This is a genomic window from Amycolatopsis sp. lyj-84, assembly GCF_046549075.1.
Taxonomy (GTDB): domain Bacteria; phylum Actinomycetota; class Actinomycetes; order Mycobacteriales; family Pseudonocardiaceae; genus Amycolatopsis.
The window spans coordinates 241,095-264,337 of record NZ_JAJPWO010000008.1 but is presented as its reverse complement, the minus strand read 5'-3'; the positions used below and the strand labels follow the sequence as shown (position 1 = coordinate 264,337).

The window sequence follows — 23,243 nt, the reverse complement described above, 5'->3', positions numbered from 1 at the left end:
GACGGGGGTGCGATGCTGGGCCGATGAACGCCGATCCCGATTCCGGCCTCCTCTCCCCGGTCCGCGCCGGCACGCCCGCCGAGGCCGCGACCGGTGATCTCGCCTGGCTGCGGGCCTTGCTCGACACGGAGGCCGCGCTCGCCAGGGCGCAGGCCAGTACCGGGCTGATCCCGCGGGCGGCGGCCGACGCGATCACCGAGGCGGCCGCGTCGGCCGAGATCGACGTGGTCGCGCTGGCGAGGGCGGCGCGTGAGACGGCGAATCCGGTCGTGGGGCTGATCAAGGAGCTGACCGAGGCGGCCGGGACGGAGTACGTCCATCGCGGCTCAACCAGCCAGGACATCTTCGACACCGCGATGATGCTGGTCGCCGCGCGGACAAGGGTCCTCCTCGCGGCCGACCTCGAGGCGACGGCGGACGCGCTGGAGGGCCTCGCCCGCGCACATCGCGACACGACCATGGCCGGGCGCACCCTCACCGCCCACGCAGTCCCGACAACGTTCGGGCTCAAGGCGGCGGGCTGGCGTCAGCTGACGCTCGACGCGCTCGACAGGCTGAATCGCGTCGTCCTGCCGGTCTCGCTCGGTGGCGCGGCCGGAACGCGAGCCGCGTACGCCGAGTACGCGCGCCTCGCCGGGCTGCCCGACGGCTATCCGCAACGGCTTCAGACGGCCTTCGCCGAAGAGACCGGCCTTGCCGAGACCACGCTCCCCTGGCACACCCTCCGCACCCCGACGGCGGACCTCGCGGCCGCCCTCGCGTTCACCGCCGCCGCGCTCGGCAAGATCGCGGTCGACGTCCAATTCCTGACGCGCACCGAGGTCGGTGAGGTCACCGAACCCGCGGGCGCGGGCCGTGGCGGTTCTTCGGCGATGCCGCACAAGCGCAATCCGGTGCTGGCGACGCTGATCCGTTCCGCCGCCCTCCAAGTCCCGGTGCTGGCCACGGGCGTCACCCAAGCCCTGATGTCCGAGGACGAGCGGTCCGCGGGCGCGTGGCACGCCGAGTGGCAGCTGTTGCGCGAATGCCTGCGCCTGACCGGCGGCGCCGCGTACACGGCGGCCGAGCTCGCCCGCGGCCTGGTCGTCAACGACGAGCGCCTGCGCGAGAACCTCGGTCTCACGCACGGCCAGATCGTCTCCGAGCGGCTCTCGACCGTGCTCGCCCCGCTGCTGGGCAAGACGCGGGCCAAGGAAGTCCTCGGGCGCGCGTCCGGACTCGCCCTGGAGCAGGGCCGGGCCCTCGGCGAGGTCCTTTCCGACCTGCCGGAGATAACCGGAGTCCTCCCCGCCGAATCCCTCGCCGACCTGCTGGATCCCGCGAACTACACCGGCTCGGCCGGGGTGCTCACCGACGCCGCGCTGGAGACCCGGGAAGAAAATCCGGGAACTCCTTGAACCGGTCCCGCACAGGGCCCGTGTAGGGGGTACAAGCTCACCGCGCCAAGCCGCGGAACCCCTACGAACAAGGAGAAATCCCATGCTTCGCAAGCGTTTCGTCGTCGCAGCGGCGTCCGCGGCCGCGGGCCTGGTGGTGCTGTCGGCCTGCTCCGGTGGCACCGAGGCAGCCGCACCCGCCGTCGCACCCGCCGCGGCGGTCGCCGGAGCGGGCGGGAACGCCCCCGCGGCCAAGGGTGAGACCAAAGTGGCCGTGGCCGAAGCCGGGGAGCTCGGTCAGGTGCTCGTCGACAAGGACGGGTTCACCTTGTACCGCTTCGACAAGGACAGCGCGAAGCCGCCGAAGTCCAATTGCGACGGTGACTGCGCGAAGGCCTGGCCGCCGATGCTCGCGGACGGCGAAGTGCAGATCGAGGGCGTGGACCAGGCCCTGGTCGGTGAACTGACCCGCGCCGACGGCCGCAAGCAGGTCACCGTCGGCGGGTGGGCGCTCTACCGCTACGCCAAGGACGCCAAGGCCGGCGAGGTGAAGGGCCAGGGCGTCGGCAGCACTTGGTACGCCGCGAACGCCAAGGGCGCCAAGGCGGGCCAGGCGGCCAAGGAAGCCAAAGAGGCTCCGGCCGCGGAGAAGGCGGACGGCGCGAAGAAGCTGGTCGCGACCGAGGTCGACGGCATCGGACCGGCCATTGTGGACCAGGAGGGCTTCACCCTCTACATGTTCACCAAGGACAAGAAGAACAAGCAGCCGACCTGCAACGGTGACTGCGCGAAGACCTGGCCGCCGATGCTCGCCGAGGGCGACGTCCAGCTCGAAGGCATCGACTCGAAGCTGCTCGGCACGGTGAAGCGCGCGGACGGCACCACTCAGGTCACCGTCGGCGGCTGGGCCGTCTACCGCTACGCCAAGGACGCCAATGCCGGTGAGGCGAACGGTCACGGCGTCGGCGGTACCTGGTTCGTCATCGAGCCCGCCGGGTGCAAGAGCACCGCGCCGGTGAGGAACAAGGCGGCCCAGAGCGGGAACGCCTCCCCCAAGAAGGAGGAAGGCGCTCCCGCCGAGTCCGGTGGTGCGGAGTACGGCTACTGAGCTTCAGCAGACCTAGTGGGCAAGGCCCGGCGGACGCTCTTCGCGAGCGATGGCCGGGCTTTTCTCATGCTTCGGCCGTCCCGAACCGTCCGCGACGGGTTCGACGACCGTGGCACTGTCGGCCCGATCCGCCACCACGGTTTCCTCTTCGTCCTCCGGCAGCAGCACCTTGTGCCGCGCGGGCAGGAACGCGATCACCAGCCCGAGCGCGGCGAGGCCGAGGTGCAGCCAGTTGTCCGGCCCGTTGAGGTTGAACGGGTTGCCCGCCTGTGAGACCGGGTTCGTCGAAACGGTCCCCGTGATCATCAGACCCCAGACGAACAGCGCCCCGAAGGCCGCGAACGTCAGAAGACCGAAGACCCGGGACCGGCCCGAACCGAAGGTCAGCAGCAGACCGATCGCGCCCAGCAGGACGAACCCGAGGTTGTAGAGCGGGTTCACTGAGAACCCGAGAACGGTCTCGTCGCTCCGGCCGATGAAGTCGGCGAACCCGGTCCTGGTGAAGCCCACGATCCCGAACACCAGGAATGCCAGGCTCGCCAGTCCGGCCAGGACCTGCGCGGGCTGGATGCCCGCCGTCCGGATACGAGCGCGTTGTACACGTGCCATTGCTCCGCCTTCCAGAGTTGGCCACCTAAATTCACGCTGGGGGTCACATACCCCGGCGGCCTCCCGGACAAACCGGAAAGACGCTCCCCGGCCACACCCCGCGTTCACGACGTCACAGAACTCGTGGTCAGCCGAGAGCTACGCCACCCGAATGGCCTAGTCGCGAACACGAACGAGTGATTCGGCCAACAAGTCGTGTGGGCAAGGTGAGCGGTGTCTTCCTCTTGGTGGGGCTGTGCGTGGGAGCCGTCGTCGCGATGCTGCTGGTTCCGCCGTCGCGTTCCGGCCCGTCGGCGGTCGCGGTCGCGGCGGCGCCGACCACGGAGATGACCGTCGAAGCCGAAGCGAAGCCGGCCTCAGCGCCACCGAAGCCGTCTGTGCCCGGCACGCCGCCGGTGGACGACGTCGACACGAAGGCCCTCGCGGGACTCGTCGACGGCGGCCAGGTGAGCGTTGCCGTCTACGACCGCACCACCAAGAAGAGCACGGTTTCCCTTAAACCAGAACGTTCTTACACCTCGGCGTCGCTTGTGAAGCTCCTCATCGCACTCGAAGCGCTTCGCGTGGGCACACCGCCGGGCACCGTGCAGCGGATGCTCTCGTCCAGTGATGACGACATCGCGAGCAGACTGTGGACCGCCCACCGCGGCCCCGCCATCGTCACCCGCTGGGCGGCCGAGATCGGTCTCGGCGACACCCATCCGCCCGAGGATCCGGGCCGCTGGGGCGACACCCGGATCACCGCGGCGGACATCACGAAGATCTACCGCTACGTACTGGAGCGGGCGAGCGCCGGAACGCGGACGACGATCATGCGGGCGTTGAGCGGCGCGACGGAGAGCGGTTCCGACGGGATCCGGCAGTATTTCGGCATTCCGGACGCCGTCGGCTCCCTTCCCTGGTCCATCAAGCAGGGCTGGGCGTGCTGCCGCGGCTCCCGGATCCTGCACAGTTCCGGCGTGGTCGGGAAGAACGACCGCTACATCGTCGTCGTGCTGACCTCCCAACCGACATCGACCACCTATGCCAGTGGCGGCAAACGGGTGACCGAAGTGGTGAAGGCACTGCTTCCCACTATTGACGACCTGTAAACAAGGTGGGACAGTGGCCGCACGCCGCTCTCCCGGGAGGTCGTCATGAGCACCGGAGCCCGTCTGCCCGCCGTGACCCCGCTCGGCCCGAATTCCGTTGCCTGGCAAGTGGTCGGCGACCGGAGACTGCTGCTCGGCGCGGGGACCGCGTTGCTGCTGCAGGTCGCGCATCCGGTGATCGGCGCGGGCGTCCACGACCATTCGAACTACGTCGAAGATCCGTGGGGACGCCTCGACCGGACCATCGATTCGTTGCTACGCCAGGTTTTCGGCGGCCGGGAAGCGATCGCGGAGGCCGAGCGGCTCCGCGAGATGCACAAGGCGATCAAAGGCGTCGATCACCACGGCGAGCGCTATCACGCGCTCAACCCCGAGGCCTATTGGTGGGTGCACGGCTCGACCTTCTGGGCAACCGTCCGCATGCAGGAAGTCTTCGTGTGTCCCTTGTCCCGCAGAGAAAAACAGCGCCTCTACGCGGAATGGCGATGCCTCGGCCTACTCCTCGGCCTCCGCGAGCACCACATGCCCGCGGACCTCGAAGGCTTCGAGACGTACTTCGACGACGTCGTCGCGAACCGGCTCGAAGACAACCACACGGTCCGAGAGCTGCTCGGCTCGATCACCATGCGGGACACTCCTCCGCCACCATGGTGGTTCTTGCCGGAAGCCTTGTGGCGCCCCGTCCGGCCGGCGGGCGGGAACGTACTGACGCTCTGCGCGACCGGCCTGCTGCCGCCGGTCCTACGCGACCGCTTGAGTCTCAAGTGGACAGACGAAGACGAGCGCCGTCTCCAAAGGCTGGGAGCGGTCACCAGGGCGACCGGGAACCGGGTTCCCGCCCGCCTTCGCCTGTACCCCAAGGCGTACCGCGCCAAGCGCGGCTAGCTACTCGACGACGTCGACCAGCGCGCCCTTCGCACCGGTGTTGGGCAGCGACCACGGGGTGACGCCACCGTTGGAGATGATCTTCTTGTCCTGTGGCGCGCTCGGCGGCACGGTCCGCGCGCCGATCCACGCCAGCACGTCGGGGACCTGCGCCTTGAAGGTGTTCATGTTGTGCCCGGCGTCCGGGATCCGCCACGACGAGAGCGTCGCGGGCGCGCGTACGGCGGCCTGGAGCTGGTCGATCGAGAAACTCTCGAAGCTTTCCTTGTCCCCGGCGATCGCGAGGATGTCGACCGGCGACGGATGCTTCTGCATGTTCACCGTGATCGTGTTCGCGTCGACGATGTCCTGCCTGCCCTTGAACAGGTTCTCCGTCTCCGCGTCCACCGAAGCCTTGTAGTACCCGCTGACGCTCGCCGCCTGGCCGTACCACTGCGGGTGCCGGGTCACCAGGTTCATCGCGCAATATCCGCCCGAGGACCAGCCCGCCATCGTCCAGGCCTTCCGCTGCGGGTTGGCGCCGAGTTTCTCGATCGCCCAGTCGCGGATGTCGGCGCTCAGGTAGGTGTCGTTGGCGGTCCCGTTCACCTGGTCGATGCATTCGGTGTCGTGGCCGACCTTCGGCTTCCCGGTCGGATCCGGGATGACCACGAGGGTCGGCGGGAGCACGTGCTTCGCGATGGCCGCGTCGAGCTTGGCGGGCAGTTCGTACGGCCCGGTGACCACTTCCGGCCCGGACGGGTAGTTCGGGATCCATTCGATGACCGGGAACTTGAGCGCCCGGTACGCGGGATCGTAGTACTGGGGCGGGAAGTAGACCGAGACGTCGCGCGTGAGCCCGGTGCGCTTGCCGGTCACCGTCATGTGCACGACGGAGCCCTTGCCCTCCTTGGCCCGCATCGCCCCGGCGTCGCGCAGCTTGTCGAGGTCCGAACCGTTCTCACCCGCGACGGCGTCGGTGTTCTCCCCCGAGTAGACGCCGGTGCCGAACAGCGCACCGACCGTCGGGAAGAACTTGCCGATCATGTTCCCGCCCATCCCGGTGCTGACCACGATCAGCACCACCGCGACGAGGATCGTGGTGCTGCGGCCGAGCACCTTGCGGCGCCAGCGCTCCCAGAGGAACGGCACGGCGATGATCGCGAGCAGCGTCAGCACCACGACGATGACGAGGTTCAGCGTGGAATCGAGCCGGATGGCACTCAGTCCCAGTCCCATGGCGATCGTGTCCCTCTCCGGCCGCGGCACGCCCCCGCACCGCACTTCCCACATCTGGATCAAGAGACGTGCGACCACCGGGAAGTGTTGTCCAGGGTGACGCGTGTCACCCTGGACAAACTGTGTCCTGGGCTACTCAGCCCGCGAGAGCGGTGCGCAACACCTCGATCGCCTGCTTGATCGCCGCCTCCGCGGCGTGCGTTTCGCGCAGCGTGTTGAGCATGACGAAGTCGTGGACGATGCCCTGGTAGCGCACGGCCGTCACCGGCACTCCGGCCTGACGCAGCTTGGCGGCGTACGCCTCGCCCTCGTCGCGCAGGACGTCGGCCTCTCCGGTGATGACCAGCGCGGGCGGCAGGCCCGACAACTCGTCGAGGCTCGCCCGCAACGGCGACGCGGTGATCTCCGCACGCTGCGCCGGGTCGGTCGTGTACTGGTCCCAGAACCACTTCATGCCGTCGAGGGCAAGGAAGTATCCCTCGGCGAACTTCTGGTAGGACTCGGTGTCGAAGTTCGCGTCGGTTACCGGGTAGAAGAGGACCTGCTGGCGGAAGGTGACGTCACCGCGCTGTTTCGCGAGCAGGGTGAGGGCGGCGGTCATGTTCCCCCCGACGGAGTCACCCGCGATGGCGATTTTCGTGCTGTCGAGCCCGTTCTCGGCGCCGTGCTCGGCGACCCACTTCGCCACGGCGTAGTTCTGCTCGATGGCGACCGGGTAGCGCGCCTCCGGCGAGCGGTCGTACTCGGGGAAGACGACGGCCGCGCCGGTGCCGACGGCGAGTTCACGGACCAGGCGCTCGTGGGTGTGGAAGTTCCCGAAGACCCAGCCGGCGCCGTGGATGTAGACGATCACGGGCAGCGGGCCGGTGGCGCCCGGCGGGCGGACGATGCGGACCTCGACGCCGTCGACGTGCGTGGTCTCGACGTCCGCGGCGGGCAGTTCGACCTCGCCACCCTGGACCTCGTCGACGGCCTTGCGCCCTTCCTCGGGCGGCAGCTGGAAGAGGAACGGCGGGGTGGCGGCGGCTTCGACGAAGGCCTGTGCGGCCGGTTCGAGGACCAGCTTGTGCGGGTTGGCGGTCATTTCTGCCTCCTGGAGTCCGAAGTCGATGACCTGAAGGTAGCCCCCAACTAAGTTGTGCACAACTAAAATGTCCCCAAGGAGATTTAGCCCACTGAAGTGGCGCGCTGAGGCATGATCGGCACACCATGGGATTGAGGAGGACCGATGCCAACGGACAACACCGGATCGCTGTGCCTGGACGATCAACTGTGCTTCGGGCTCTACGCGGCATCGCGGGCCGTGACCGCGCTCTATCGCGTGGTGCTCGACGATCTGGGCCTGACCTATCCGCAGTACTTGGTGATGCTCGCGCTCTGGGAGAAGGACGAGCGGCTGGTCAAGGAGCTCGGCACCCTGCTGAACCTCGATTCCGGGACGCTGTCACCGCTGCTCAAGCGGCTGGAGAAGTCCGGACTGGTCCGGCGTGACCGGCAGGCCGACGATGAGCGGTCCGTTCGCATCAGCCTGACCGAGGACGGCTCCCGGCTCCGGGACCGCGCGAGCGGGATCCCGAAGATCATCGGCGACGCGATGGGCCTCGACGCGGCCGGACTCACCCGCACCCGCGCGGAACTCGATCGCTTGACCGAATCCGTGAACGCCTACCGCGAGACCTACGTTCCCGCCGGTTAGCATGGGATTTCCGGCGCGGACAAAGGGATGACGATGATCGATCACGACGCGGCGCTCAAGGCCGTCGAGAACAGCTTGGACCGGCCGTCCGCGGCGCGGGTCTACGACTACTTCATCGGCGGCGACACCCACTACGCCATCGACCGCGAGTTCGCCGAGAAGGTGCGCAAACGCCTGCCGCTCATGGGCGACTACTGCACGACCAGCAGGCAGTTCCTCGGCCGGGCCGTGCGGCACTGCGCGGAACTGGGCATCCGGCAGTTCGTCGACATCGGCTCCGGCCTGCCGACCGCGGGCAACGTGCACGAGGTCGCCGACGAGGCGCGACCGGAGGAGGACACCCACGTCCTCTACATCGACAACGAGCCGATCGCGCTCGCGCACTCGACCCTGCTGCTCGCCGACACCGCCGACCCGGACCGGCACCACGCCATCGCCGCGGACCTGTTCGACCCCGAGGGCCTCTGGGAGCGGGTCATGGACTCCGGCATCATCGATGTCCGGCAGCCCATGGCGCTGGTGATCAACGCGGTCATGCACTTCATCAAGGACGAGCAGGACCCCGACGCGCTGCTGGACTTCTACCGCGACCGGCTCGCGCCGGGCTCGCTGCTGGTGCTCTCGCAGATGACCAACGAGAACCCGGCCAACGACGAGGAGCGGCAGGCGCTGCTCGACATCCTCGAGTACTACGAGACCACGACGAACCCCGGTTTCCTGCGCACGATGGACGAGTTCCGGCGGTTCTTCGGCGGCTGGCCGCTGCTGGAGCCGGGCCTGGTCTACGCGCCGGCGTGGCACCCGGACGAGAAGACGGTCTTCGCCGGTGCGCCCTCGGAATCCCGAGTCATCGGCGGCATCGCCCAGAAGCCGTAACTTTTCCCGCACGAAGGCCCCCTTCTCTCGGCTGAGCCGAGGGAAGGGGGCCTTCGCACGCGTGTGATGCGTGTCGCCTTGCAGTGCAACTAGGTGCATATGAAACTAGGTGCATGGCATTGGAGCACGCGATCCTGGTTTCGCTGTCCGAGCGGTCCGGCTCGGGCTACGAGCTGGCGCGTCGCTTCGAGAAGTCCATCGGGCTGTGGTGGAGCGCCACCCACCAGCAGATCTACCGCGTCCTGAAGCGCATGGAGGACGCCGGCTGGATCGCCGTCGACCACGTCGCGCAGTCCGGGAAGCCCGACAAGAAGGTCTACACCGTCGGCGACACGGGCCGGGCCGAACTGGCCCGCTGGCTCGCCGAGCCCGATCCCGCCGCCACCGCCAGGGAGCTCGCCGTGAAGATCCGCGGCGCGACCCTCGGCGAGCCCGGCGCCGTCGCCGCCGAAGTCACCCGGCATCGCGACGCGCACGCGGCCCAGCTCGACGCCTACCTGCTGATCGAGAAGCGCGACTTCCCCGACCCGAGCGTCCTCAGTGGACAGTCGTTGCACCAGTTCCTCGTGCTGCGTGGAGGAATCCGAACCGAACAGGGCCACGTCGAGTGGCTCGAAGAAGTCCTCCAGGCATTCCACCACGATGCGTAAGGACCCAGCGATGAGCCAGTACCCGAACCTGCTGTCCCCGCTCGATCTCGGCTTCACCACCCTGCGCAACAGGGTGATCATGGGCTCGATGCACACCGGCCTCGAGGACAAGGAAGCGCACTTCCCGCAACTGGCCGAGTACTACGCCGAACGCGCCCGGGGTGGCGTCGGGCTGATCGTCACCGGCGGGTTCGCGCCGAACCGGACGGGCTGGCTCCTGCCGCTGGCGTCGAAGCTTTCGACCCGCGCGGAAGCCAAGGCGCACAAGCAACTCACCGATCCCGTGCACGATGCGGGCGGCAAGATCGCGTTGCAGATCCTGCACGCGGGCCGGTATTCCTACCATCCGCTGAGCGTTTCGGCGTCCGGGATCAAGGCGCCGATCAACCCCTTCAAGCCACGGTCCCTTTCCGGCTACGGCGTGCTGCGGCAGATCCGCGCGTTCGCCGATTGTGCCTTCCTGGCCAAGGAAGCGGGCTACGACGGCGTCGAGATCATGGGGTCCGAGGGCTACTTCATCAACCAGTTCCTCGCCGAGCGGACCAACAAGCGCACCGACAAATGGGGCGGCAGCGCGGAAAACCGGCGGCGGATCGCCGTCGAGATCGTGCGCCGCACGCGCGAGGCGGTCGGCGAGGACTTCATCATCATCTACCGGCTGTCCATGTTGGACCTCGTCGAGGGCGGCCAAAGCTGGGAAGACGTCGTCACCCTGGCCAAGGAGGTCGAAGAGGCGGGCGCGACGATCATCAACACCGGCATCGGCTGGCACGAGGCGCGGGTGCCGACGATCGTGACGTCCGTGCCGCGCGCGGCGTTCACCTGGGTGACCGGGAAGCTCAAGCCGCACGTCGGGATCCCGGTCGTCACGTCGAACCGGATCAACATGCCCGAGGTCGCCGAGGAGGCGCTGGCCGGCGGTGACGCGGATCTGGTGTCGATGGCGCGGCCGTTCCTCGCCGATCCCGAATGGATCCGCAAGGCCGAGACCGGGCGCGAGGACGAGATCAACACCTGCATCGCCTGCAACCAGGCCTGCCTCGACCACGCGTTCAAGCGGAAACTCGTTTCCTGCATGGTCAATCCGCGCGCGGGCCACGAGACCACGTTGACCCTGTCCCCCACCCGGAAGACTAAACGCGTCGCCGTCGTCGGCGCGGGACCCGCCGGGCTCGCGGCCGCGACCAGTCTCGCCGAGCGGGGGCACGCCGTCGAACTGTTCGAGGCCGAGGACGAGATCGGCGGCCAGTTCGGGATCGCGCGGAAGATCCCCGGCAAGGAGGAGTTCGCGGAGACCATCCGGTACTACACGCGACGGCTGGAGGTCACCGGCGTCAAGGTCCACCTCGGCAGCCGCGCGACCGCCGCCGGGCTCGTGGACGCCGGATTCGACGAGGTCGTGCTGGCCACCGGCGTGACCCCCCGGGTGCCGTCGCTCCCCGGTATCGACCATCCCAAGGTGCTGTCCTATGTGGACGTCGTCCGGCACGGGAAACCGGTGGGCGGCAAGGTCGCGGTGATCGGCGCGGGCGGCATCGGCGTGGACGTCAGCGAGTTCCTGACGCACACCACCTCCCCCGCGCTCGACCTGGGCGCGTGGATGGCCGAATGGGGCGTCACCGATCCGGAGCAGGCGCCGGGCGGGCTGACCGAGCGGAAGGTCGAGCCGTCACCGCGGCAGGTCTTCCTGCTGCAGCGCAAGAAGTCCGGTATCGGCGCGGGGCTGGGCAAGACCAGCGGCTGGGTGCACCGGGCCGCGCTGAAGGCCAAGCGCGTCGAGCAGCTCACCGGGGTCACCTACGACCGGATCGACGACGACGGCCTGCACATCACCGTCGGTGACAAGCCGCGCGTGCTCGATGTGGACACCGTCGTCGTCTGCGCGGGTCAGGAGCCGGTGCGTGACCTCGCCGACGAACTGCGGACGGCCGGACTGCCGGTGCACCTGATCGGCGGCGCCGACGTCGCGGCGGAACTGGACGCCAAACGGGCCATCGATCAGGGAACGCGCCTCGCCGCCGTTCTCTGACGAGTGGGCCCGCAGATGGCAGGATGAGCACTTGTGCGAGACGTATGCGTGATCGGGCTCGGGTTGATCGGCGGTTCGCTGCTGCGCGCGGCGCATTCGATCGGCCGCACCACGTTCGGGGCGGCGATCTCCGACCGCGACGCGGACGCGGCCAGCAGAGCGGGTTACGACGTGACCACGCAGGTCGAAGCGGCGCTGAGCAAGGCGGCGGAGCGGGACGCGATGATCGTGCTCGCGGTGCCACTGCCCGCGGTCGAGGACGTGCTCCGGACAGTCTCGAGGGTGGCGGGGCACTGCGTCCTCACCGACGTCACCAGCGTGAAGGGCCCGGTGCTCGACACCGTCCGGCGCCGGGCGCCGTACGCGAAGTTCGTCGGCGGGCATCCGATGGCGGGGACGGCGGATTCGGGCTGGAAGGCGAGCAACCCGGCGTTGTTCGGCGGCGCCGCCTGGGTGCTGGGCGTCGAGCACGACACTGATCTGACCGCGTGGGCCGAGGTCGCGCAGCTGGTGCTGGACGTCGGCGCGCACGTCGTGCCGCTGCCCGCGGACTCGCACGACGAGACTGTCGCGCGGATCTCGCATCTGCCGCATATCTTCGCGGCCATCCTGGCCACGATCGGCGCGCAGGGCGGGCCGCTGGCGATGTCGCTGGCCGCCGGGTCCTACACGGACGGCACGCGGGTGGCCGGGTCGAGCCCGGCGCTGGTGCGGGCGATGACGGAGGGCAACCGGGACGCGCTGCTGCCGATCGTCGACGAAGCGCTCGGACGGCTGGGCGCCGCCCGGGGTTCGCTGGCCTCGACGGGCGGCCTCGCGGTGACGGTCAACGCCGGTTACGAGGGCGCGCAAGCGTTTGCGACCAGCAAGGACGCGGAACGGGCCGGAGTGCGCGTCAGCCTCACCGCCCCGGACGCGCGGGACGGCCTGATCGCCCTCGGCGAGCGCGGTGGCCGGATCACGGCGATCGACGGCGACACCGCTCTCGGCGAGGTCTCCTGACGCGTTTCGTCCTCTAGTTGCGGTAGTTGCGCGTGCAAGGACCGCAACTAGAGGACTACTCGCGGGGGGTTACTGGCCCTGCGGCGGCTGCTGGTTCGGCTGCTGCTGGTCCTGGGGCGGGTTGTCCGGGGTGTCGTCGAACTTGTTGATGAACCCCTTCGCCTTGTCCACGCCGGAGTCGATCTGGGAGTCGTGACCGGAGAACTTCGACTTGGCGAAGCCCGCCGCCTTGTCCAGGCCGCCCTCGATCTTGTCGTTGTGCTCGCGGAGAGCGTCGGTGGCCTTGTTCTTCAATTCATCGAAGTTGATGCCCATGACCTCATCGTCACACAGGTACCGGGCAACCCGCCCGCACGATCACCCGTCGCGGGGACACGCTCAGAACGGCCGGTCACCCACGATGGCGACACGTTCGGCGACCCGCGCGTGCGGGTGGTAGTCGTTGACGGCGTAGTGCTGCGTGGCGCGGTTGTCCCAGAAGGCCACCGAACCGGGCCGCCAGGTGAAACGCACCTGGAACTCGGGGATGTGCGCGCGGCTGAACAGGTACCGCAGGAGCCTGTCGCTCTCGTCGCGGTCGATGCCGGCGATGCGGGTCGTGAAGGCCTGGTTCACGAAGAGGGTGCGGCGCCCGGTTTCCGGATGCGTGCGGACGACCGGATGCTCGACCGGCGGGAAGGCGTCCTGGTGACGCAACAGCACTTCTGGATCGGAGAAGCGGTCGAAGCCGGGGATGAAGTCGTGGACCGCGGTCAGCCCGTCGATACGTTCACGGATGTCTTCCGGCAGGTTGTCGTAGGCGGCGGCCATGTCGGCCCACATCGTGTCGCCGCCGAACGGCGGGACCTCGATCAGCCGCAGGACCGAGCCGAGCGCCGGCGCGGGCCGGAACGTGACGTCCACGTGCCAGATGTTCTCGAACGCGGGCATGCTCGCCGACCTGGTGAACCGGGTGGTGTCCTCGGTCTCCCCCTTCGGGATGAACGGGTTCGTCTCCAGTTCACCCCAGTTGGCGGCGAACGCGCGCTGGTGCGCCGAAGTGATGTCCTGGTCGCGGAAGAACAGCACCTTCCACTCCAGCAGCGCGCGGTTCAGCTCCGCGTGGAGGGCGGGCGTCAGCGGGCGGGCGAGGTCGACGCCGCCGATCTCGGCACCGATCACCCGGCCCAGCGGGCGCAGCGCGAAAAGCTCGTACGGACGTTCTTCCGCGCCCTCCGGCAGGCGCCGCAGCACGCGCGGTCCTTCGAGGATGCCGCCGTCGGGGACGGTCGCGGGGCGGAGACGGACACGGTCGGGCAGTTCGATGGACATACGTGCTCCCTGGATTTCACCGTCATGGATGACCTGGCGATAAGGAGCTACGCGGGCGGCGAGCCCAGACGTCCACGACGCAGGAGCAGCGCGACGACACCTTCGCCCGCCGAGCGGATCGGCGAGGACTTCAGGTTGGTGGACACGCCGTCATGGTGAGGGCGAGGCGCGAGCCGGGTCAACGTCGTCCACTGGACGGGACTCGGGTATCGGGACGATCAGGCCGGTTTGATGGGATCCCGCTTCCACGAAGATGGTCTTCGCTCTCATACTCCGTTGTCCACAACGCCCGAATCCACATTCGGAATAGAGTGATTTGATTCGACGAGCATGGCCCTTGCGAACACCGGAACCCACCGAAGCGAATATTCGACCGACTCCTCCGCGAAGGGGAGCTGCAATGCCGAGACACCTATCCTACCAGCAGTTTCATCCGGAATATTCGATATCGAATATTCGATACGTCTCTCGGGAGAGCTCCTGAATCTCGTCCCAGATTCAAGCGTGCAATTCCGCACATGACAGACTCGCCGCAACGGAAAGTCGGGGCCCGAATATTCGACTCGTCGTATAATGCGAGCGCCGCAGCCATATGCCGATGACCACTCCACCGCGGCGCCGGTGACACCGGTCGGGCTTGCCTAGTCCCGACAGACCCCTGCGGACTGGTCCGCACGCGCCGATCGCGGTCGCCACCTTGCTCAACCCTGCGCCAGATGTCAAGGACACGGTGCTCGCCGACGCGGTCCGACCCTTTCCGGATCATGTCGGTCTCGACCTTCAGTAGTCTTGATCGACCCCATTGGAGTGAAAATGTCCCGGATCGATTCGCCCTCGGCTTGCGTATCGAATATTCGTCAGCCATCCTGGTGTCGAATATTCGACTACCGAGCTTTGAGGGGGAACGATGCGGTTCTACGATTCGGTGCCGCCCACGGCGGGGATCGACGCGAGCGGCTGGCACCGCTCGACATACAGCAGCCTCGATGGGGAAGACGCCTGCGTGGAAGTCAACTTGACCAGTCGGCTGATCGGGGTGCGCGACAGCAAGCTCTCCGCTTCACCGGTTCTCACCTTTTCCCCGCCAGGCTGGCGGACCTTCGTCGAACTCGTCCGTCAGGACGCCATCGATCTTTAGGCCGTCGCCTCCTCCCCTTCGCGAGTACGGCGGGATGGGGCGGCTGATGACGCCTGAGCACCTGAATCACACTGACGAAACCGACCGTCTCCATCTCGGCGAGCTACTGAAGGCCGCCCGCGAGCGAGCAGGGGTGAAACAAGTCGAAGCTCGGGCCCTGATCGGTAAGTCGCAGAGCACGATGGCGAAGATCGAGGCCGGAACGACCTCGATTTCGCGTCATGCCTTGCAGAAGCTGATCGCCGTCTACGCGCCACCGGCGGACGACGTACCTACCATGTGGGTGTTGTGGGAGAAGGCGAACTCTCCGACACGGCTCCGCCACGGTCAGCGCATCGGCACGCCGGTGTGGTTCCGGGAGGTGCTACTGACGGAGCAACTAACCGATGAGATGCGGTCCTGGACCGGTGAGCGCGTCCCAGGGTTACTCCAGTGCGAGTCCTACATGCTGGACCAGTTCGACGGCGAAGGCCGAGGGCCCGAGATCTCTCCGCGCCTGATTCAACGCAGGAAACGACAGCTCATGTTCGAGGACGGGAACAGGAGCTTTACTTTCCTGATGAGCGAGTCCGCCCTCGACCGGCTGTGTGCCCAAACCCGCCACCCGGACGTCGTTGCGGACCAGCTCAAGCACATGATCGGACTAGCCGAGCGAGACAACATCACGATCCGCGTCGTGCAGTATCAAGCCGTCGCTTATGTCGACCCAGACTTTGTCATTCTGCGAAACTCGGAAGGTGACCGCGCCTACAGCGAATACCTAACCAACGTGCGCTGGGCCAACATGCGCGAGCTGGCGATCTATCACGACGCATGGTCCGCACTACTGTCGATTGCGGCGAGTCCTGAGAAAACCCTCGAGGACCTTCACAGACGGTGCAGGCTTGCCGACCTGAGTGACCCCGATGGTGGATGAGCTGCCCTCCAAATGCATCCTATTACTCCAAGCAATACAGCAGCTACTTTCAGTGATAGATGCGTGGTCCAGACGCGGGAGGGAATGGCTGTGGCCGAGGAGGATGTCGACGCGTATCCACCTCCGGGCATCGATATGCGGCGTCCCAGCGACGCGCGGGTCCATGACTATTACCTCGAAGGCACTGCGTCCTGGCAGATCGATCGCAAGTTCGGGGACAAGGTCCTCGGCGAGTTCCCGATGCTCCGGCCGATCGCCAAAGCCAACCGGGTGTTCCTGCACCGCGTGGTGCGTCATCTCATCCGCACCGGGGTCACCCAGTTCATCGACATCGGTGCCGGGCTGCCCACCATGCAGCACGCGCACCAGGTGGCCGACGACCTCGCGCCGGGGAAGACCAGCGTGGTGTACGTGGACTACGAACCCGTCGCCGTCTCCCATTCGCAAGGCCTTTTGGAAGAGCACGGGGACCCCGCCCGCCACGCCGCGGTGCACGGGGACCTCCGAGCGCCGGACCGGCTCTGGAAGCAGGTAGCGGACACCGGCATCATCGATCTGCAGAAGCCCGTGGCGATCCTGCTGATCGCGGTGCTGCACGTCCAGCAGCCCGCGTCGGCGCGCAGTGGCGACAGCGGCGATGTCGGCCCCGCCTCGGTCGCGCGTTATCGCGAACTCGCGCCGCGCGGGTCGTACCTGGCCATCTCGCACATCACCGACGAGGGCGTGCCGAGCCATTACGAGAAGCCGCTGGTCAGACTCAAGGAGATGTACGACAGCAACAGCAGTCCGGTGATCTGGCGCAAGCGCGCCGAGATCGAGGCGCTGTTCGGCGACTTCGAACTCGTCCCCCCGGGCCTGGCCTGGACGACCGAGTGGCATCCGGAGGACGCCGGCCCCTCCGAGCCGGAAATCGCCTTCACCACTCCTAACGAGTCACTGATCCTCGGCGGAGTCGGCCGCAAGTCCTAACGTCGCCGCTCGTAGGGGAAGCTGCCCGACCAAGCGTTTCGCTCCTCGCGCGGCCGCAACGCCTCCGCCAGTACCCACTGCGAATGCGTCGTGCCACCCCGCCCGATCGGGCCGAGCTGGAAGGTGACCCAGCCGACCCAGTGCGCCGTCGTCGTCGCCCGCCACATCCCCAGCAGGCCGGGGACGGTGGCTGTCAGGTCCAGGCCGTCGGGCAGGCGGATCTTCGACGCGCTGACCGGGTACACCAGCTTCAGGTCGACCCAAACGGGCTGATTCGGACGGACCATGTGCAGGTGACGCGGCCCCGGCGGCAGCGTGTCACCAGTGTCGAGCATGGGTCGATTATGCGTGAAAAATCGAACATTCGTTCGAGACGATGCTCACCCTCCCCCGGACGGGTGGGTGTCTCGCTAGGGTCCCGGCATGCTCGTCTGGATCAACGGCCCGTTCGGCGGTGGCAAGACGCAGACCGCGCACGAGCTGCACCGGCGCCTGCCCGGCAGTGTCCTGTCCGATCCCGAGGTCGCGGGTTTCGGCCTGCAGCGGATGATGCCGCCGCGGCTGCGCGGCGACTTCCAGGACCTCTCCGCGTGGCGCCGGGGCGTCTTCGAGGTGCTCGACCTCATGCTCGGCAGGCAGGACGGCCCGGTGGTCGTGCCGATGACACTGGTGGAGCCCACGTACTTCGAGGAGATCATCGGCGGCTTGCGGGAGCGCGGGCACGACGTCCGCCACTTCGCGTTGCTGGCCGAACGCGAGACCGTGCTGCGGCGGCTGAGCGAACGCGGCATCGTCCATTCCTTGCGGCGCAAGGGGATGCCACCGAAACGCGAGAGTTTCGCGGTGTCGAAGCTCGACCTCTGCCTGGAGCGGCTGAGCGGCGCGGAGTTCGGTGAGCACATCCACACGGACCGGATCGGCGTCGCCGAGGTCGCCGATCGGATCGCCGCGTCGGCCGGGCTGACCCTCGAACCGAACACGGACGGCGCGCTGCGGGGATTCGTCCGTCGCAAGTGGACGAGCGTCAAGCACATCCGGTTCGGCTGATCCTCAGGCGCGGCGGTGGTACGGCAGGAATCGCCGGACCAGCCGCAGCGGCGCGCGTTCGACGAGGTCGGGACCGCGTACGGCGTCGAAGGCGGCGCCGATCTGGTCGACGACGCCGGACAGCTGCTCGTTGTCGGGCATCGGCATCTCCGCCGGCTCCCGTTCCTCCCGGACGGCGGCGGCGAGTTCGGCGAGCGCGGCCGTCAGCAGGGCGATGTCGGCCTCGTCCGGTGCCGGGGCGCCGCGGCCCAGGGTGACGCCGACTTCGGTGACGGCGTCCGCGACGCGTTCGAGCCCGGCGATGACCGGCCACCAGGCGACGGCCTGACGTCCGGCGGCGGAGGGTTCGACGACGACCTGCTGGAACGCGGTCCGGAGGTCGGCCAGTGCGCGGTAGGCGCGGCGACGGGCGCGTGAGCGGTCCAGTCGCGCTTCGCCCGACGGCGCGAGCACGAGCCCCTTGTCGACGTATTTCACCAGGCTGTCGAGGCTGTCGGCGAGCCGTCCGCCGATCTGCGGGCGACGGCTGCCCGGCCAGAGCAGGTAGCCGAAGAGCAGGACGATCGCGCAGCCGAGCACGGTGTCGACGAGCCGCGCGAGCACGACGTCCCAGCTTCCGGTGCTGGCGAGGTCCATCTGCAGGATGATCAACGGGGTCACGAAGGCGCTGAGGATGCCGTAGTTGCGGACCTTGCCGACCGCGACGCCTCCGGCGAACACGGCGATCAGCAGGACCAGCAGCCAGCCTTCGCCGCCCGCGGCGAGCACGGCCGCCCCGATGCCCACGCCGATCACCGTGCCTATGCCGCGCAGGACCGCGCGGCCGAACACCGAGCCGAAGTCCGGTTTGAGGACGATGCCGACGGTGAGCGTGATCCAGTAGGAGCGTTCGAACGGGACGAACAGCGCGACGACTTCGGCGATCGCGACGCACAGCGTGAGGCGGAGCGCGGCGAACCAGGTGAGTGGACCGGAGACGAGCGAACCCGCCCAGCCGCGGAGGCGCTTGTGCCACGGCTGGACCTCGCGCCGTTTCCGGTTGTCGCCCTTGCCGATCCGGGCGAGCCCGGCGTAGAGGGCGGCGAGGACCGGGTCGGCGTCGTCGGGCGCCTCGGGTGGTTCCGGCGGTTCCTGGTTGGCGAGCACGGCGGCCGAGGTGGCGATGAAGTGGCCGATCACGTCGTCCGGGGCCCGGCGGCCGGCGTTGACCATGGCGACCGACGCCTCGACGGCGGGGGTGCTGGCCGAGAGCAGGTTGAGCAGCTGGCGGTAGGTGGCGTCGCGGCCCGACAGCCAGGATCGCGCGGTGAGCAGCCGGTCGTACGCGGTGTTCATCGCGGTCGTGAGCTGGTGGCGCGCGACGCGGGAGGTGGCTTCGTCGGTCGCGGACAGCATCGCGGCGAGTTCGACGTAGACGTGCGCGACGGCACCGCGTTCCGGGCTGGTGGCGCGGAAGGTCCAGGTGGCGAGCGCGATGAGCAGGCTCCACGCGGCGCCGATGCAGAAGTAGCCGAGGAGGATTTCGACGCGCAGGCCGGTGACGTGCTGGCCGGTGCCGAGTACGCAGAAGACGAACATCTGCAGTCCGGCGACCGACGCGTTGCTGCCCGCCGCGCTGACCAGCGCCGACACCGCCGCGACTCCGACGACGACCGGGATGGACGCGGCCGGGATGCCGCCGGTGATCAACCCGGCGAAGTAGCCGAGGGCGGCGGCCGCGGTGGCGCCGCCGAGCCGCCGGGCGCGGTAGCGGTACGGGCCTGCGGATTCGGACAGGACGGTGGGCAGGGCGCCGGTGGAGACGAGCGCGCCGACGCCGATGTCGCCGAGCGCGTACCCGACGGCCAGCGGCACGGCGAGCGCGAGGACGGCGCGGGCGACCATGTTCCACGGGATGGGAACCGGCGTGCTGCGGAGCAGCTGCACCAGCCAATGTGGTGCGGCGATCTCGCGGCGCGTCGTGCTCACGCCCCTATCTTGACTTATCCATCGCGGCTGGAGCGGTTATCGTCGCCACATGGGCAAGACGTACTCCTTCGAGATCAACCGGACGAGCAGCGCCTCGCCCGCTTCCCTTTTCGCGCTGGAGGCCGACGGTTCCCGGTGGTCGGAATGGGCGAAGCCGGTGGTGTTCCACTCGCGCTGGGCGCGGGAACCGGGCGAGGACGGGGTGGGCGCCGTCCGGGCAGTCGGCCTGTGGCCGTTGTATCTCCACGAAGAGACGCTGGAGTACGAACAGGACCGGAAGCACGTCTACGGCTTCGCGGGCCTCAAGCTGATCAAGGACTACCGCGCCGAAGTCTTGTTCACGCCGAACGCTTCCGGCGGCACGGACCTGCGCTGGACGGGCCGGTTCACCGAACCGCTGCCCGGCACCGGCGCCGCCGTCCGCACGGCGCTGCGCACCGTCGTCTCACTCCTGGCCACGCGCCTGGTGAAACACGCCGAACGCCCCTGACCCCACCCCCCGCCCGTCCCAGGGGGGCGACCCCGAGTCCAGTCTATCGGTGGTGGGGGCCGGAAGTGGCTGCTCAGCGGAGTTGTCCACAGGTGACGGTGATTGTGGACAACTCCTGTGGGCTACTGGGGAGAGCTGAAGGACGCCATAGCCGCGTAGGACGCGGTGAAGGGAGCCTTCGCTGCGTGCGATTCGGGGAAAGTCCCCTTCAGCCACAAGGACTTGCCGCGAAAGCTCCCTTCGCCGCATCACATGCAGCGAAAGCGTCCTTCACCGCGTCCCATGCGGGGAAAGGCCCCTTCAGCCCGCGCCGAGGCACAGGAAGGGACGCCGCAGCGGATCCGCGGCCGTCGCTTCGGCGAGCGCCAACGCGGGCGCGGTCCCCGAGGCCAGTCGCCGGTGCAGATCGGCCATCGCGTCGGCGGCGGCCTTGTCGCCGACGCGCGCGATCGCGCCGATGACCGTCCGCGAGCCACTGGCGAGCAGCGTCCCGGCGAACCCGAGCGCTTCCTCACCGGGCCGGATGTGACTCATCGCGAGTTCGCACGCGGCCAGCACCACCCGTTCCGGCGGCTTCGCGAGCCGGGCGGTTTCGTGCGCGTACAACGGGCCACCGACGAGTTCCAGCCGCGAGAAGAGCGCGTTCGCCGGTTCGTGCGCGCCGTGCGCGACCAGGTGCGCCATCCCCGAACCGTCCAAAGCGGACAGTACGGCGTCGCTGGTCGCGTCCTTCCCGTCGACGAGCAGGGCGTCCGGGTAGACCGTCCGCAGGTTCCGCACCTCACCGACCGAACCCGGCACCCCCGGTCCGCCGGCGAGCAGGACCGGTCCCTCGCTCCGCCGCCCGGACGCGGTCACCCAGGCCGTCGCCGACGGCGCGATCGACACCGGATGCCCGTGCAGTGAAGGCAAAGCGCCCCAAGGCAACGCGTACAGCGAACCGATCGGCACGATGATCAGCTCGCGGTTCTCCAGCGTCTTCGCCAGCGACGCGGAGATCAGCTTGTCCAGTTTGTCCGCCCGGCGCCGGGCGGACCCGGTGACGACCTCGACCAGCGGCGCGGGCAGGTTGTCCGGGGCCAGCGCGTCGAGGTCCGCGTGCAACTGCCGCGCGGTTTCGACGATCTCCCCGAGCGGACCCAGCTTCACGAGCCGGAACCGGCCGCGGTCGACGACCACCGCGTACAAGGTGTCGCGATACCCCATCAGGCTGACCAGCACGCGATCCCCGAGCTGCTCGACCACCTCTTCGGGTGCCGAGACCGGCCGCGGACGACCCCATTGGCTGGTGTACCACCCGAGCCGGGTCGCCTCCTGCTGCAGCCGGTCGTAGCGCTCCTCGAGTTTCCCGACCGGTTCGCCGGACAGCCGCCGCGCCTGGATCGTCCCCTGCACGTGCCGCATTTCGTTGATGTGCCGGGCGAGCGCGGGGTCTTCGATGACGGGAAGCGGTTCGTACCGGTACACCTGCGCTCGCGTGCGTTCCAGCCACGCGAACAGACTTTTCGCGCCGGCGCCGCTGCGCCTCGCCTTCTTGAGCACCAGTGTCAGCGCGAGTTTGCCCAGCTCCTCGCCGTGCGCCGCCGTCCCGCAGACGAGGTCGAGCCCGCCCATGCGGTCGCGGATCTGCCCGAGCTCCGCCAGTCCGGCCCGTGCCTGCGCGAGCGCCGAACGCGGCCGGTGGGACGCCACCGCGAGTTCGGCGCGGCACAACCGCAGCAGCATCCGGTGGTCGATCGGCGTGGTCTGCCGCGGTTTCGGTACCTGCGCCAGGAGTGTCTGCGCGGCGGACGTCTCGTCGCGACGGATCAGCAGCCGCACCGCGAACATCCTGGCCGCGCCCACTTCGTCGCGCAGGCCGAGTTCGGCCAGCCGGATCGCGAGGTCGGCCAGTCGTTCCGGCAGTTTCGCGGACGGCTTCTTTTCCCGGTCCGCCAGCACCTTCACCGCGTCCGCGCGCAGCCTGGTCAATTCGGCGATCTCCGCCCACCGGCCGTTGCCACGCCGCAAGAAACTCCGTCGCGCGGACGTCGCGAGCTTCTTCGCCAGTACGTGGTCACCCTCCAGGATGGCCGCGCCCGCTCGCGCGACCTCCGCTTCCGCGACGACGTGGTGCGCGCCGTTGCCGCGGAGTTCGGGGATCGCTTCGTCGAGATGTCGCGCCGCTTCTTCGGCGAGCCCGGCGGTGAGCAGGGCCTTCGCTTGGTCGAGCCGGACGAGCGGCAGTGAGCCGGGTCCTTCGGTGACGAAGATCGAGGCCGCCTGCTCGTAGTGCCGGAGTGCTTCGGGGATGTCGCCGAGCAACTGGGCGTGATCTCCCAGGTTGTGCCGGATCTTCCCCTCGAGACGGCGATGGCCGTACTCGACCGCGATGTCCAGCGCGCCCATCAGATCCGTGTAGGCGCCGTCGGGATTGGTCATCTGCAGATGCAGCCACGCCCGGTTCATCATGTTCCGGGTCAGGAGCAGGCTGTGGTCTTCCACCTCGTCGACCAGGCTGGGAAGCACCGCGTCGTAGAGCGCGAGCGCTTCGTCCAGCCGCCAGACCCGCATCAGGACGACGGCGCGTTGCAGCACCACGGTGAACCGGAGCAACCGCCGGATTTCGCCTTCCGGCAGCGAAAGCCGCACTCGTTCCGCTTCGTCCAGCCGAGCGAATCCGTCCTTTTGGGACAGGACCTCGGCCTCGGCCGCGGCGAGGCTGATCAGCACCCTGGCCCGGATCTCCAGCCTGTCCGGCCCGGCGGCTTCAAGCGGCCCGAGGCAGGTCAAAGCGCGCAGCAGCAACTTGATCGCGGCGCCCGGGCCGTGGTCGGCGGCGGCGGCCATCGCCTGACGATGGAGCTCCGCGGCCTCGGCTACGG

General features: G+C 68.5%; 22 protein-coding genes. 14 read left to right on the top strand and 8 right to left on the bottom strand.

Annotation, left to right across the window (positions count from 1 at the left end):
- The first annotated feature begins 23 nt into the window (after positions 1 to 23).
- Positions 24 to 1,397 carry an adenylosuccinate lyase family protein gene (locus tag ACLJRM_RS25080; protein ID WP_410664438.1) on the top strand — a complete coding sequence of 458 codons (1,374 nt, stop codon included), beginning with the start codon at positions 24 to 26 and terminating at the stop codon, positions 1,395 to 1,397.
- 82 nt (positions 1,398 to 1,479) lie between these two features.
- Entirely contained in the window at positions 1,480 to 2,484 is a 1,005-nt protein-coding gene (locus ACLJRM_RS25075; protein WP_410664437.1) for a hypothetical protein, read from the top strand.
- Between the two features lie 12 nt (positions 2,485 to 2,496).
- Here ACLJRM_RS25075 and ACLJRM_RS25070 read toward each other — a convergent pair whose 3' ends face one another.
- Positions 2,497 to 3,093, bottom strand: a complete 597-nt coding sequence (locus ACLJRM_RS25070; protein WP_101611891.1) for a DUF4383 domain-containing protein — start codon at positions 3,091 to 3,093, stop codon at positions 2,497 to 2,499.
- Between the two features lie 197 nt (positions 3,094 to 3,290).
- On the opposite strand from ACLJRM_RS25070, the gene ACLJRM_RS25065 reads away from it, so the two are divergent.
- Positions 3,291 to 4,184 carry a serine hydrolase gene (locus tag ACLJRM_RS25065; RefSeq protein WP_410664436.1) on the top strand — a complete coding sequence of 298 codons (894 nt, stop codon included), beginning with the start codon at positions 3,291 to 3,293 and terminating at the stop codon, positions 4,182 to 4,184.
- Positions 4,185 to 4,229: 45 nt separating this feature from the next.
- Positions 4,230 to 5,069, top strand: coding sequence for an oxygenase MpaB family protein (locus ACLJRM_RS25060; protein ID WP_410664435.1), 840 nt, complete (start codon positions 4,230 to 4,232; stop codon positions 5,067 to 5,069).
- On the opposite strand, the gene ACLJRM_RS25055 is transcribed toward ACLJRM_RS25060, so the two are convergent.
- Positions 5,070 to 6,287 (bottom strand): alpha/beta hydrolase, encoded by a 1,218-nt coding sequence (locus ACLJRM_RS25055; protein ID WP_410601840.1) that lies wholly within the window; start codon positions 6,285 to 6,287, stop codon positions 5,070 to 5,072. It abuts the gene before it with no gap.
- Positions 6,288 to 6,423: 136 nt separating this feature from the next.
- Positions 6,424 to 7,371, bottom strand: a complete 948-nt coding sequence (locus ACLJRM_RS25050) for an alpha/beta hydrolase (protein ID WP_410664434.1) — start codon at positions 7,369 to 7,371, stop codon at positions 6,424 to 6,426.
- Positions 7,372 to 7,515: 144 nt separating this feature from the next.
- Here ACLJRM_RS25050 and ACLJRM_RS25045 point away from each other — a divergent pair, with 144 nt between their 5' ends.
- The 5 genes from ACLJRM_RS25045 to ACLJRM_RS25025 all read left to right on the top strand — a co-directional run bounded on the left by ACLJRM_RS25045 (position 7,516) and on the right by ACLJRM_RS25025 (position 12,540).
- Positions 7,516 to 7,983, top strand: a complete 468-nt coding sequence (locus tag ACLJRM_RS25045; RefSeq protein WP_410664433.1) for a MarR family winged helix-turn-helix transcriptional regulator — start codon at positions 7,516 to 7,518, stop codon at positions 7,981 to 7,983.
- 27 nt (positions 7,984 to 8,010) lie between these two features.
- Positions 8,011 to 8,859: an SAM-dependent methyltransferase gene (locus tag ACLJRM_RS25040; protein WP_410664432.1), complete on the top strand. Its 849-nt coding sequence runs from the start codon at positions 8,011 to 8,013 to the stop codon at positions 8,857 to 8,859.
- A 113-nt stretch (positions 8,860 to 8,972) separates the two neighbouring features.
- On the top strand, positions 8,973 to 9,509 hold the full coding sequence (locus ACLJRM_RS25035; protein WP_101611886.1) for a PadR family transcriptional regulator: 537 nt from the start codon (positions 8,973 to 8,975) through the stop codon (positions 9,507 to 9,509).
- Between the two features lie 10 nt (positions 9,510 to 9,519).
- Positions 9,520 to 11,538 carry an FAD-dependent oxidoreductase gene (locus ACLJRM_RS25030; RefSeq protein WP_410664431.1) on the top strand — a complete coding sequence of 673 codons (2,019 nt, stop codon included), beginning with the start codon at positions 9,520 to 9,522 and terminating at the stop codon, positions 11,536 to 11,538.
- Between the two features lie 48 nt (positions 11,539 to 11,586).
- Positions 11,587 to 12,540, top strand: a complete 954-nt coding sequence (locus ACLJRM_RS25025; protein WP_410664537.1) for a prephenate dehydrogenase — start codon at positions 11,587 to 11,589, stop codon at positions 12,538 to 12,540.
- A 69-nt stretch (positions 12,541 to 12,609) separates the two neighbouring features.
- Here ACLJRM_RS25025 and ACLJRM_RS25020 read toward each other — a convergent pair whose 3' ends face one another.
- Positions 12,610 to 12,855, bottom strand: a complete 246-nt coding sequence (locus ACLJRM_RS25020; RefSeq protein WP_101611883.1) for an antitoxin — start codon at positions 12,853 to 12,855, stop codon at positions 12,610 to 12,612.
- A 63-nt stretch (positions 12,856 to 12,918) separates the two neighbouring features.
- Positions 12,919 to 13,851, bottom strand: coding sequence for a TauD/TfdA dioxygenase family protein (locus ACLJRM_RS25015; RefSeq protein ID WP_410664430.1), 933 nt, complete (start codon positions 13,849 to 13,851; stop codon positions 12,919 to 12,921).
- Positions 13,852 to 14,758: 907 nt separating this feature from the next.
- On the opposite strand from ACLJRM_RS25015, the gene ACLJRM_RS25010 reads away from it, so the two are divergent.
- The 3 genes from ACLJRM_RS25010 (at position 14,759) to ACLJRM_RS25000 (ending at position 16,874) form a co-directional block, all read left to right on the top strand.
- Complete coding sequence (locus ACLJRM_RS25010) at positions 14,759 to 14,989, top strand: DUF397 domain-containing protein (RefSeq protein ID WP_101611881.1); 231 nt, start codon at positions 14,759 to 14,761, stop codon at positions 14,987 to 14,989.
- 46 nt (positions 14,990 to 15,035) lie between these two features.
- Positions 15,036 to 15,905, top strand: coding sequence for a helix-turn-helix domain-containing protein (locus tag ACLJRM_RS25005; protein ID WP_158255748.1), 870 nt, complete (start codon positions 15,036 to 15,038; stop codon positions 15,903 to 15,905).
- A 90-nt stretch (positions 15,906 to 15,995) separates the two neighbouring features.
- Entirely contained in the window at positions 15,996 to 16,874 is an 879-nt protein-coding gene (locus tag ACLJRM_RS25000; RefSeq protein WP_410664429.1) for an SAM-dependent methyltransferase, read from the top strand.
- Here the strand turns inward: ACLJRM_RS25000 and ACLJRM_RS24995 are convergent.
- Positions 16,871 to 17,209 (bottom strand): hypothetical protein, encoded by a 339-nt coding sequence (locus tag ACLJRM_RS24995; RefSeq protein ID WP_101611878.1) that lies wholly within the window; start codon positions 17,207 to 17,209, stop codon positions 16,871 to 16,873. The two genes, ACLJRM_RS25000 and ACLJRM_RS24995, sit on opposite strands and share 4 nt — an antisense overlap.
- 88 nt (positions 17,210 to 17,297) lie before the next feature.
- Between ACLJRM_RS24995 and ACLJRM_RS24990 the strand changes: the two genes are divergently transcribed.
- Positions 17,298 to 17,921: an AAA family ATPase gene (locus ACLJRM_RS24990; RefSeq protein WP_101611877.1), complete on the top strand. Its 624-nt coding sequence runs from the start codon at positions 17,298 to 17,300 to the stop codon at positions 17,919 to 17,921.
- A gap of 3 nt (positions 17,922 to 17,924) precedes the next feature.
- Here ACLJRM_RS24990 and ACLJRM_RS24985 read toward each other — a convergent pair whose 3' ends face one another.
- Positions 17,925 to 19,889: an FUSC family protein gene (locus tag ACLJRM_RS24985; protein WP_410664428.1), complete on the bottom strand. Its 1,965-nt coding sequence runs from the start codon at positions 19,887 to 19,889 to the stop codon at positions 17,925 to 17,927.
- A 49-nt stretch (positions 19,890 to 19,938) separates the two neighbouring features.
- Here ACLJRM_RS24985 and ACLJRM_RS24980 point away from each other — a divergent pair, with 49 nt between their 5' ends.
- Entirely contained in the window at positions 19,939 to 20,379 is a 441-nt protein-coding gene (locus tag ACLJRM_RS24980; protein WP_101611875.1) for an SRPBCC family protein, read from the top strand.
- Positions 20,380 to 20,679: 300 nt separating this feature from the next.
- On the opposite strand, the gene ACLJRM_RS24975 is transcribed toward ACLJRM_RS24980, so the two are convergent.
- Positions 20,680 to 23,208: a CHAT domain-containing protein gene (locus ACLJRM_RS24975; RefSeq protein ID WP_410664427.1), complete on the bottom strand. Its 2,529-nt coding sequence runs from the start codon at positions 23,206 to 23,208 to the stop codon at positions 20,680 to 20,682.
- Between the last annotated feature and the right edge of the window lie 35 nt (positions 23,209 to 23,243).

Coding starts and splice junctions, on each gene's coding strand:
- ACLJRM_RS25080 (WP_410664438.1), top strand. CDS start 24: ATGAACGCCGATCCCGATTCCGGCCTCCTCTCCCCGGTCCGCGCCGGC.
- ACLJRM_RS25075 (WP_410664437.1), top strand. CDS start 1,480: ATGCTTCGCAAGCGTTTCGTCGTCGCAGCGGCGTCCGCGGCCGCGGGC.
- ACLJRM_RS25070 (WP_101611891.1), bottom strand. CDS start 3,093: ATGGCACGTGTACAACGCGCTCGTATCCGGACGGCGGGCATCCAGCCC.
- ACLJRM_RS25060 (WP_410664435.1), top strand. CDS start 4,230: ATGAGCACCGGAGCCCGTCTGCCCGCCGTGACCCCGCTCGGCCCGAAT.
- ACLJRM_RS25055 (WP_410601840.1), bottom strand. CDS start 6,287: ATGGGACTGGGACTGAGTGCCATCCGGCTCGATTCCACGCTGAACCTC.
- ACLJRM_RS25050 (WP_410664434.1), bottom strand. CDS start 7,371: ATGACCGCCAACCCGCACAAGCTGGTCCTCGAACCGGCCGCACAGGCC.
- ACLJRM_RS25045 (WP_410664433.1), top strand. CDS start 7,516: ATGCCAACGGACAACACCGGATCGCTGTGCCTGGACGATCAACTGTGC.
- ACLJRM_RS25040 (WP_410664432.1), top strand. CDS start 8,011: ATGACGATGATCGATCACGACGCGGCGCTCAAGGCCGTCGAGAACAGC.
- ACLJRM_RS25035 (WP_101611886.1), top strand. CDS start 8,973: ATGGCATTGGAGCACGCGATCCTGGTTTCGCTGTCCGAGCGGTCCGGC.
- ACLJRM_RS25030 (WP_410664431.1), top strand. CDS start 9,520: ATGAGCCAGTACCCGAACCTGCTGTCCCCGCTCGATCTCGGCTTCACC.
- ACLJRM_RS25020 (WP_101611883.1), bottom strand. CDS start 12,855: ATGGGCATCAACTTCGATGAATTGAAGAACAAGGCCACCGACGCTCTC.
- ACLJRM_RS25015 (WP_410664430.1), bottom strand. CDS start 13,851: ATGTCCATCGAACTGCCCGACCGTGTCCGTCTCCGCCCCGCGACCGTC.
- ACLJRM_RS25010 (WP_101611881.1), top strand. CDS start 14,759: ATGCGGTTCTACGATTCGGTGCCGCCCACGGCGGGGATCGACGCGAGC.
- ACLJRM_RS25005 (WP_158255748.1), top strand. CDS start 15,036: ATGACGCCTGAGCACCTGAATCACACTGACGAAACCGACCGTCTCCAT.
- ACLJRM_RS24995 (WP_101611878.1), bottom strand. CDS start 17,209: ATGCTCGACACTGGTGACACGCTGCCGCCGGGGCCGCGTCACCTGCAC.
- ACLJRM_RS24990 (WP_101611877.1), top strand. CDS start 17,298: ATGCTCGTCTGGATCAACGGCCCGTTCGGCGGTGGCAAGACGCAGACC.
- ACLJRM_RS24980 (WP_101611875.1), top strand. CDS start 19,939: ATGGGCAAGACGTACTCCTTCGAGATCAACCGGACGAGCAGCGCCTCG.
- ACLJRM_RS24975 (WP_410664427.1), bottom strand. CDS start 23,208: ATGGCCGCCGCCGCCGACCACGGCCCGGGCGCCGCGATCAAGTTGCTG.